This window comes from Haemophilus sputorum CCUG 13788, assembly GCF_000238795.1.
GTDB classification, from domain to species: Bacteria; Pseudomonadota; Gammaproteobacteria; order Enterobacterales; family Pasteurellaceae; genus Haemophilus_A; species Haemophilus_A sputorum.
Window position 1 is genome coordinate 1 of sequence record NZ_AFNK01000002.1, and the last position, 9260, is coordinate 9260.

Annotated in this window: 9 protein-coding genes, 2 tRNA genes and 1 rRNA gene; 4 read left to right on the forward strand and 8 right to left on the reverse strand. The window is 41.3% G+C overall.

Going from position 1 to position 9260, the window contains the following annotated elements; all coding sequences use genetic code 11:
• Positions 1 to 61: 61 nt before the first annotated feature.
• Entirely contained in the window at positions 62 to 868 is an 807-nt protein-coding gene (murI, locus tag HSP_RS0100470; RefSeq protein WP_010128136.1) for a glutamate racemase, read from the reverse strand.
• 162 nt (positions 869 to 1030) lie between these two features.
• Between murI and HSP_RS0100475 the strand changes: the two genes are divergently transcribed.
• Positions 1031 to 1315, forward strand: coding sequence for a putative quinol monooxygenase (locus HSP_RS0100475; RefSeq protein WP_007523932.1), 285 nt, complete (start codon positions 1031 to 1033; stop codon positions 1313 to 1315).
• A 57-nt stretch (positions 1316 to 1372) separates the two neighbouring features.
• Here HSP_RS0100475 and prmA read toward each other — a convergent pair whose 3' ends face one another.
• Positions 1373 to 2257, reverse strand: coding sequence for a 50S ribosomal protein L11 methyltransferase (gene prmA / locus HSP_RS0100480; RefSeq protein WP_007523946.1), 885 nt, complete (start codon positions 2255 to 2257; stop codon positions 1373 to 1375).
• 141 nt (positions 2258 to 2398) lie between these two features.
• On the opposite strand from prmA, the gene HSP_RS0100485 reads away from it, so the two are divergent.
• A complete protein-coding gene (locus tag HSP_RS0100485; RefSeq protein WP_007523938.1) occupies positions 2399 to 2824 on the forward strand; it encodes a hypothetical protein in 426 nt (141 codons plus the stop codon).
• Positions 2825 to 2865: 41 nt separating this feature from the next.
• Here the strand turns inward: HSP_RS0100485 and tldD are convergent, their stop codons facing one another.
• On the reverse strand, positions 2866 to 4326 hold the full coding sequence (gene tldD, locus HSP_RS0100490; protein ID WP_010128138.1) for a metalloprotease TldD: 1461 nt from the start codon (positions 4324 to 4326) through the stop codon (positions 2866 to 2868).
• A gap of 75 nt (positions 4327 to 4401) precedes the next feature.
• Complete coding sequence (locus HSP_RS0100495) at positions 4402 to 5028, reverse strand: glutathione S-transferase family protein (protein WP_007523940.1); 627 nt, start codon at positions 5026 to 5028, stop codon at positions 4402 to 4404.
• A gap of 165 nt (positions 5029 to 5193) precedes the next feature.
• Between HSP_RS0100495 and mnmE the strand changes: the two genes are divergently transcribed.
• A complete protein-coding gene (gene mnmE / locus HSP_RS0100500) occupies positions 5194 to 6552 on the forward strand; it encodes a tRNA uridine-5-carboxymethylaminomethyl(34) synthesis GTPase MnmE (RefSeq protein WP_007523948.1) in 1359 nt (452 codons plus the stop codon).
• Between the two features lie 102 nt (positions 6553 to 6654).
• The gene (gene tilS, locus HSP_RS0100505; protein WP_010128139.1) at positions 6655 to 7920 is read left to right on the forward strand and encodes a tRNA lysidine(34) synthetase TilS; all 1266 of its coding nucleotides are present in this window, start codon (positions 6655 to 6657) and stop codon (positions 7918 to 7920) included.
• Here the strand turns inward: tilS and xerD are convergent.
• The 4 genes from xerD to rrf form a co-directional block, all read right to left on the reverse strand.
• Entirely contained in the window at positions 7917 to 8810 is an 894-nt protein-coding gene (gene xerD / locus HSP_RS0100510; RefSeq protein ID WP_010128141.1) for a site-specific tyrosine recombinase XerD, read from the reverse strand. The two genes, tilS and xerD, sit on opposite strands and share 4 nt — an antisense overlap.
• A gap of 79 nt (positions 8811 to 8889) precedes the next feature.
• Positions 8890 to 8965: transfer RNA gene (locus HSP_RS0100515), tRNA-Trp, on the reverse strand.
• 37 nt (positions 8966 to 9002) lie between these two features.
• Positions 9003 to 9079: transfer RNA gene (locus tag HSP_RS0100520), tRNA-Asp, on the reverse strand.
• A 12-nt stretch (positions 9080 to 9091) separates the two neighbouring features.
• Positions 9092 to 9207, reverse strand: a 5S ribosomal RNA gene (gene rrf, locus HSP_RS0100525).
• Positions 9208 to 9260 lie beyond the last annotated feature (53 nt).

Here is a 9260-nt window from a genome sequence, read left to right on the forward strand (position 1 = left end):
ACCGCTTGTTTTATTTGTAATCGAAATGTCGCAAATTTTATCAAAAACTGATGTTTTTCTATCACTTACAGTTCAATTCCATTAAGCTTGCAAAACCCCATTTTTGCATGACTTTTTCTCTGGCGAAAAAGTTCTCTGTTTTTGCAGTACAAAAAGCGAGATTTGCTTGTGGTTTTTTATCCGATTCTGAACAAACAATAATCTGTTCAGATAATAAATTTTTTACTCTTTTAGCAATCGCGCTACCAGAATCAACAAAAAACTTCACTTGAGGCAATAATTCTTGTAGTTCTGTTTTTACTAATGGAAAATGCGTACACCCTAAAATTACCGTATCTAAATCTTTATTGTCGATCCAAGGCGTAACTACGGCCTTTAATCTTGCGAGATCAACGATCCCTGTTTGTTGTTTTTCTTCGACTATTTCTACTAGATCCGTCGTACCTATTTTTTCCACTACACAATTTTTCGCATATTTATCAATAAGATCTAATACATATTGTCGAACGATGGTGCCTTTCGTCGCAAGTAATCCTATTGTCTTAGTCTCTGAAATTTCTGCTGCTGGCTTAATTGCCGGTACTGTTCCTACAATAGGAAAAGAAAACGCTTGGCGCAATGCCGGTAATACCACGGTGCTTGCCGTATTGCATGCAACAACCACGAGATCAAGCGGGTATTTTTCCGCAATTTTTTGCACAATGCTTAACGCTCGATGATTTAATACCGATTCTGATTTTTCTGAATAAGGAAAACAAGCATTATCAAAGCAATATAAATAGTGCGCATTCGGCAGTGCCTTGCGCACTTCATCATAAACAGTCAGCCCGCCCATGCCCGAATCGTATAGAAGAATCGTCGGTTTCATACTTTATATAGAAAGAAAATAATGCGGAAATGCTACTCTCTTCTTTTTCCTCATTCAAGTATTCACTTTGCAAAAAATCGTAAGAATTCAACCGCTTGCAAAATTCTGCATTTTTATTTATGCTTTTTCTCTCCGAATAAGCAAATCAAATAGGAGAATATCATGATCGGAGTTTATGCAATTTGTGAAGTGAAAGCAGAGAAATTAGCTGAGTTTGAATCTGTCGCAAAAAATTTAGTGAACGCATCCCGCCAAGATAAAGGCTGTGTAAGCTATGACTGCGGTAAAGTGGCTGGTAAAGCCAACACTTATACCTTTATCGAACGCTGGGAAAGCGATGCCGATTTAGACCTACATACCAAGCAGGCACACTTCGCCCAAGCAGTTGAAGCCTTTGGCGAACTTTTAGCGAAAGATATTGAAATCAATGTCGTTGAATTGTTCTAAATATAAAAGGAAGTTTGGTCATTGAATCAATCCAAACTTCCTTTCTATTATAAGTATTTAAGCTTTTTTCACGCCAGTAATTCGGCACCACTCTTCTTTTTCCACCACAGGATCAAGATTGAAATCTTCGGCATAAGCTTCACACACAGAAGTAGCTTGTGTCGCTAAAATCCCTGATAAGCCTAAATCGCCTTGTGGTTTTACCAGCGTAATGATATTTGGTGCTAACTCTTTTAACGGGCCCGCCAAAATATTTGCTACTACCACATCAGCAACTAAATCTTTCGGCTGATCTTTAGCTAAGAACAATTCAAGGCGATCCGCCACCCCATTTGCTTGCGCATTATTCGTTGAAGCTAAAATTGCTTGGGGATCAATGTCGATACCAATCGCGCGTTTTGCACCAAGTTTTAACGCAGCAATCGCTAAAATGCCAGAACCACAACCAAAATCGATCACAGTTTTGCCCGCTAAATCAAGCCCATCTAACCATTGTAAACAAAGTGCCGTCGTTGGGTGTGTGCCTGTTCCAAACGCCAAACCTGGGTCTAACATCACATTGACTGCATTTGGGTCTGGAACTTCACGCCAGCTTGGGCAAATCCATAAACGTTTACCAAACTGCATTGGGTGGAAATTATCCATCCATTCACGTTCCCAATCTTTATCTTCGATTTGTTCAATCTTATGTGCAAAATCAGGGTCAACTAAACGGCTAATAATCAATGCTTCAACAATTGCTTTCATGTCTGTTTCCGCATCAAATAAACCAACTACATCTGTATTTCCCCACAAACGCGTTTCACCTGGAAGCGGTTCAAAAATCGGTGTATCTTGGCTATCCATAAAGGTTACCGAAACTGCCCCAATCTCTTCTAAAAAATCACTGATCTGCTCAGCTTGTTTATCTGTGCTATTTAAACGAATTTGTACCCACGCCATCTTGTTATCCTTATTTTATCATAATGGGGTATTTTAGCGTTTTTCAACAAAAAACGGGAAGTTTCTTTTGCCTTATACTGTTTAATCTATTACACAGTATTATAATAATGGACAAAGTTTATACATGCCTGGAGCATAATTATGAAGAAATTAGCATTAACTGCACTATTTTTAGGTGCAATCGGATTATCCCAATCAGTACAAGCTGAAATTATTTTCTCGTGTAAAACCACAAATAATAAATACATTGAAGTGAACAAGCTAAATAATGATATTTATGAATATAAATTTGGATCGGCATCTAAGAATGAATTAACTTTGCGTAATAAAAAATCTGAACTACTTGGGCGCTCAGAAAGATGGACTGGTACTGGCAGGGGACGTTGGTCAACAATGTCATTCCAAAAAGGCGAATATATTTACCAAGTTTATGTGAATTTGGATTCTATTGATCACACCACTGAAAGTGGCGTCGATGTAAAACATAAAGGGCAGCTGCTGACTAGCATTTTATGTACAGAAGAAACGGCTAAAAGTAATTTCGATGATGAAGAGTTTGCTTGGTAGAAATATAAAATCAGCTCTTTCGAGCTGATTTTATAATGAAGCTAACCTCGGCCACCAACGGTAATTTTATCTAGTTTTACCGTTGGCTGCCCTACACCGACCGGTACACTTTGCCCTTCTTTACCGCAGGTGCCAATACCTGGGTCAAGTTGCATTTTTTTACCCACCATTGAAACTTGTTGCATTGCATCGATGCCACTGCCAATCAAGGTTGCGCCGGTCACAGGCTTGGTAATTTTCCCTTTCTCAATCAAATAAGCTTCTGCGGTAGAGAAAACAAACTTCCCAGAAGTAATATCGACTTGCCCGCCACTAAAATGTGGTGCATAAATACCATAATCAACAGATTCAATCATTGCCTCAAATTCATCATGGCCTTCAGTCAGATAAGTATTGGTCATTCTTGGCATAGGTAAATGCGCATAAGATTCTCGTCTGCCATTGCCTGTCGGTGCCACGCCCATTAAACGTGCATTGAGTTTATCTTGCAAATAGCCTTTCAGAATCCCATTTTCAATTAACACATTGCGCTGTGAAGGCACACCTTCATCATCTACGGTCATTGAACCACGCACATTCTCAATTGTGCCATCATCGACAATAGTACAAAGCGGTGAAGTCACTTGCTCACCAATTTTACCAGTAAACAGTGAAGATTCTTTACGATTGAAATCGCCTTCCAAACCGTGTCCAACCGCTTCATGTAATAAAATACCCGGCCAGCCAGCACCTAATACAATCGGCATTGTACCTGCAGGCGCAGGCATTGCGCCTAAATTGACTAACGCCATTCTTACCGCTTCTTTTGCTAAGAATTCAGCGCGGTTGTAGCCGACCATTTCCCCATTGACGACTTGTGGCTCTAAAAACCACGTTAAACCGTAGCGACCACCCGCCCCAGCTGAGCCACGTTCACGTTTGCCATTTTCTTCTACTAATACTGAAACGGATAATCTAACCAGCGGGCGAATATCTGCAGCCAAAGTACCATCTGTTGCTGCTACGAGCATCTCTTCATACACCGCCGAAATGCTGGCATTAACTTGCACCACGCGCGGGTCTTCTTTGCGCGCAGTACGATCCACTAAATGCAATAATTCAACTTTCTGTTCACGACTTAATGTTTCTAGCGGATTGATCGAAGCATAGCGCTTGCAAGCGGTCGTTTCTTTGAAATTATTTACCAATAATTTTCCGCTTTCTGCTGTAATGGAACGCGCCGCAGTGGCACATTGCATTAACTGCTCTAATCCAATTTGATCTGCATAAGCAAAGCCAGTTTTCTCACCCGAAACGGCTCGCACACCAAAGCCACGGTCAATATAAAAGCCACCTTCTTTAATAATGGAATCTTCTAACGCCCAACTTTCATCTTGGCTTAATTGGAAATAAAGATCAGCATAATCAATTTGACGTGTCGAAAATTGGTCTAATACTTGCGTCAAATGAGAGAGTTCAAGTCCGCTTGGTGCAAGCAAACTTTCAGAAACTTGTTTTAACATGAATTTTCTCTTGAAATAAAAAACGGTGAGCGTTTAGCAAATCTTCCGCAAAATCTCACCGCTTGTCTGTCTAGCTTATTTTAAGCCTTCGGCTAAACGTACCGCATTTACACCGCTGTCTGCCTCAACTCGCTGCATAAATGGTGAAAGCTGTGTTAAATGGCTGAAGTCTAACCCTAATCGGCGGCACCAATTTAGCATAATGTAGAGATAAACATCTGCGACAGAAATCGCTTCGCCAAAGAAAATATGACTTTCAAGATGCGCATTCGCTACAGCTAATTGTTCTAAAACTTGTTCAGCGGCTTGTTGGCGAATGGTTTTGGTTAATGCCTCATTGCCTTCCGCATAACTTGGTAAACGGAATAACGGCACAAACGATTTATGTACATCGCTATTAAAAAACGCTAACCAACGCGAAGCTTTGGCTTTATCGCGCATGGTTTTGCTACCAAATAATTTTGCTTCAGGGAAGCGTTCATCTAAATAATGCAAAATTGCTTGGTTTTGGGATAACACTAAATCGCCATCTACTAATAATGGCACTGCACCGCGAGGGTTTAACGCCAAAAATTCTGGTGATTTAATAAATTCACGGCTAACTGCCTCAAACTCATAATTTTCATGACTATGCGCTTTAACCCATTCTAACGCTACATGCGGCACAAAAGAACAAGCGCCAATTAAACCATATAATTTCATAAATTAAGATTCCTGTCTAAAGGGAAAAAAGTAGCGCTATTTTAGGCTTTTTATGGCAATGAAGCAAAAGCGAAATGCTGCTATAATGCCTTTAACTTATATTCCAAGCGATCGAATTTGCAAAATTTTTTGCAAAACTGACCGCTTGTCAGCAAAGGATTCCAAATGAAAGATACCATTGTTGCCCAAGCTACACCGATTGGTCGTGGTGGTGTAGGCATTTTACGGGTTTCCGGCCCACTTGCCAGCAAGGTCGCAGAAGCGGTGCTAGGCAGAACCTTAACGCCGAGAATGGCAAATTACTTGCCATTTAAAGACAGCAACGGCGAAACACTCGACCAAGGCATTGCACTCTTTTTTAAAGCACCAAACTCTTTTACTGGCGAAGATGTCCTTGAGCTACAAGGCCACGGCGGTCAGGTTATTTTAGATATTCTGCTTAAACGCATTTTAGAAGTAGAAGGCGTGCGAATTGCGCGTGCTGGTGAATTTTCAGAGCAAGCCTTTTTAAATGACAAACTCGATTTAGCCCAAGCCGAAGCGATTGCGGATTTAATTGATGCTACCAGTGAACAAGCTGCCCGTTCCGCATTAAAATCCTTACAAGGCGAATTCTCAAATAAAATCAATCAGTTAGTTGATAGTGTTATTTATCTACGCACCTATGTGGAAGCTGCAATTGACTTCCCGGATGAAGAAATCGATTTTCTTGCTGATGGCAAAATTGAAGGCCATTTAAACGATATTATTCAGCAACTTAACGGCGTACGCCAAGAAGCTAAACAAGGTGCTATTTTACGTGAAGGCATGAAAGTGGTGATTGCAGGTCGCCCAAATGCGGGGAAATCTAGCTTGCTGAACGCATTAGCAGGACGCGAAGCGGCGATTGTCACAGATATTGCCGGCACCACTCGCGATGTATTGCGTGAACATATTCATATCGATGGCATGCCTCTGCATATTATTGATACCGCCGGGCTACGTGAAGCCAGCGATGAAGTTGAACGCATCGGCATTGCGCGCGCTTGGGAAGAAATCGCACAAGCCGACCAAGTATTATTGATGATTGATAGTACAGAACAAAAAGTTGATGACTTCAAAGCGGAATGGGCAGAATTTTTAGCCAAATTACCACCTAATATGCCTGTTACGGTTATTCGCAATAAGGTGGATTTATCGGGCGAACCAGAAGGCTTGGAACAACTGGAGAATTTCACGCTCATTCGTTTATCCGCGCAAACAAAAGTTGGGGTTGATTTATTGCGTGAGCATTTGAAAAAATCAATGGGCTACCAAAGTTCAACCGAAGGCGGATTCTTAGCGCGTCGTCGCCATCTACAAGCGTTAGAAGAAGCGGCTGAGCATTTAGCCCGCGGGCATGTTCAACTTACCCAATTTTTCGCTGGCGAATTATTAGCCGAAGAGTTAAGAATGGTGCAAAACGCATTAAGTGAAATTACCGGTCAATTTACCTCTGACGATTTGCTCGGGAATATTTTCAGCTCATTCTGTATTGGTAAATAACATTGCAAGCGGTCGAATTTCGCAAAATTTTTGCAAAATCTGACCGCTTGTTTTCTTGCCTATCCATCATAGCGAAGCGACAAATAAACCATAAGGAAAACGATGCCTACGCTACTTCAACATCTCCATCAACAATTAGCTCAATCCCAACCTAACCGCACTCATTTTTTAGTTGCATTAAGTGGCGGAATTGATTCCGTCGTGCTACTGCATCTATTAAGTCAACTCCCTTTAAACTTACGCGCCATTCATGTCCATCACGGATTAAGTCCGAATGCAGATAGCTGGGCTGATTTTTGCGAACAGCTATGCAAGCGGTTAAATATTCCGTTTATTTTGCAAAAAGTCTCAGTACAAGGTTCAAAAGGTATTGAAGATGCGGCGCGACATGCGCGCTATCAGACTATTCAAGCAGTGCGACAAGTCGATGAAACAGTGGTAACGGCACATCATCAGGGCGATCAGGTAGAAACCTTCTTTCTTGCCTTAAAACGAGGGAGCGGGGCAAAAGGCTTAGCGGCAATGCCAGTGGTAGGCTTTTGGCAAAATATGCCTCTTTTTAGACCACTTCTCGCTATCAAGAAAGAAATGATTCAAGCATACGCTGTACAGCATCAACTTGAATGGGTAGAAGATGAGAGTAATCAATCCGAAATTTATGATCGCAATTTTTTGCGAAATGCAGTGTTACCCACGTTAAATGAACGTTGGCTACATTTTGATGAAATGGTTTATCGGGCAACAGCAAATTTGTATCAGCAGCAACAATTATTGGATGAGTTGCTAGCAGAAACGCTAACGCAATATATCAACCCAACAAACTATGCGTTAAATATTGCAGATTTTTCAAAGTTTTCTCTTTCAAAACAGCAAGCACTTTTGCGCCTCTGGTTAAGCCAGCAACAGCAAATGATGCCTAGTCAAGCGCAGTTATTGCAGATCATCAAACAAATGATCATGAGTAAATCAGACAAGCAACCAGAGATCCAACTTGGTGATAAATGGCTCCGTCGTTATCAACAACAACTTTTTCTTACACGCACGTTTGAGCCAACTGGACATTTTCATGCTACGCTTTTGGCGAACCAAACGATTGAATTGCCTGATAATATTGGCATTTTAGTGCGGAAACAAGCTGAACTCAGATTAGAAACAGACACTGATATAAAGCATTATGCGCTACCATCAGCGCTTGCAAATGAGGAATTAACCGTAAAACTGCACCATAGCGGCCAAGTGGCGCAATATGTCAAACCACACCGTGAACAAATGAAGAAAATTTGGCAAGCACAGCAGATCCCTGTTTGGGAAAGAAATCGCACACCATTGATTTTTTGGCAAGCACAGCTCGTTTGTGTATTGAGTTAACCTCTCGGATGAAATTGTTGATGGAGCGATTTCAAACGTGCTTTCGCCACGTGAGTATAGATTTGCGTGGTTGAGAGATCACTATGCCCCAATAGCATTTGAACAATACGTAAATCTGCCCCATGATTGACCAAATGGGTAGCAAAAGCATGCCGTAATACATGAGGAGAGAGTTTTTCTGTATCAATTCCAGCTAACACCGCATAATGTTTAATACGGTGCCAAAAGGTTTGGCGAGTCATTTGCTGACCTCGACGACTCGGGAAAACAACATCTGAAGGCTGATTAGCTAATAATGTGGCCCTGGCATGTTCAAAAAAAGTTTGAATCCAATAAACGGCGTCTTCACCCATTGGCACAAGCCGCTCTTTATCTCCCTTACCAATCACTCGAACAACACCTTGGCGCAAACTAATATTATCTAGGGTCAGTGAAACTAGCTCTGTCACTCGCAAACCTGTCGCATAAAGTAATTCCAGCATCGCCTTATCGCGAAGTTCTACGGGATCAAGTGTGTTTGGACTTTCAAGTAAAGCCATCACCTGTGCTTCACTAATCGATTTCGGAAGATGAACAGCCTTTTTAGGCGAAGTTAATGTGCTTGCAGGATCGTCTTCTCTATAATGTTCCGCATAAAGAAAACGAAAGAATTTACGCAAACAGCTCAGCATTCTTGCTGAACTGCTAGATTTGTAACCTTGCGTTAAACGCCAAGCTAAAAAAGCTTGTAAACCAGAATGGTCAATAGAAAGAAATGTTTCTGGCGGTGTTAGCCAGTCCGAAAATAGCGTTAAGTCTAAACGATAAGATGCCACAGTATTATCAGATAAACCATGTTCTTGCCAAAGAGAATCTAAAAATTGTTCCATAATGGGATCTAATGTTTTCATCTTTAAGCCTTACCGTATTTTAACTATTGCCAAATAAACAAAAAGCCGATTAGCAAAACTAATCGGCATTCTAAAATAATGGCAGGGGCGGAGAGGCTCGAACTCCCAACACCCGGTTTTGGAGACCGGTGCTCTACCAATTGAACTACGCCCCTAAAGATAAAGCGAGTAATTGACTCGCTTACAATTAAGTGGCGGAACGGACGGGACTCGAACCCGCGACCCCCTGCGTGACAGGCAGGTATTCTAACCAGCTGAACTACCGCTCCGCAAATTTAGTAGATTGATAATGCCCTACTCTCACATGGGGAAGCCCCACACTACCATCGGCGTTACAGCATTTTACTTCTGAGTTCGGTATGGAGTCAGGTAGAACTACTGCACTATGGTTATCAATCAAATTCTTTATTTCCTTAATTCTCTCTATTTAAGAAAACTAAGGAAATAAAA

Excerpts from the sequence above, each read along its gene's own strand:
- prmA (WP_007523946.1), bottom strand. The coding sequence starts at position 2,257 with ATGGCGTGGGTACAAATTCGTTTAAATAGCACAGATAAACAAGCTGAG.
- HSP_RS0100485 (WP_007523938.1), top strand. The coding sequence starts at position 2,399 with ATGAAGAAATTAGCATTAACTGCACTATTTTTAGGTGCAATCGGATTA.
- xerD (WP_010128141.1), bottom strand. The coding sequence starts at position 8,810 with ATGAAAACATTAGATCCCATTATGGAACAATTTTTAGATTCTCTTTGG.
- tilS (WP_010128139.1), top strand. The coding sequence starts at position 6,655 with ATGCCTACGCTACTTCAACATCTCCATCAACAATTAGCTCAATCCCAA.
- HSP_RS0100495 (WP_007523940.1), bottom strand. The coding sequence starts at position 5,028 with ATGAAATTATATGGTTTAATTGGCGCTTGTTCTTTTGTGCCGCATGTA.
- HSP_RS0100475 (WP_007523932.1), top strand. The coding sequence starts at position 1,031 with ATGATCGGAGTTTATGCAATTTGTGAAGTGAAAGCAGAGAAATTAGCT.
- tldD (WP_010128138.1), bottom strand. The coding sequence starts at position 4,326 with ATGTTAAAACAAGTTTCTGAAAGTTTGCTTGCACCAAGCGGACTTGAA.
- murI (WP_010128136.1), bottom strand. The coding sequence starts at position 868 with ATGAAACCGACGATTCTTCTATACGATTCGGGCATGGGCGGGCTGACT.
- mnmE (WP_007523948.1), top strand. The coding sequence starts at position 5,194 with ATGAAAGATACCATTGTTGCCCAAGCTACACCGATTGGTCGTGGTGGT.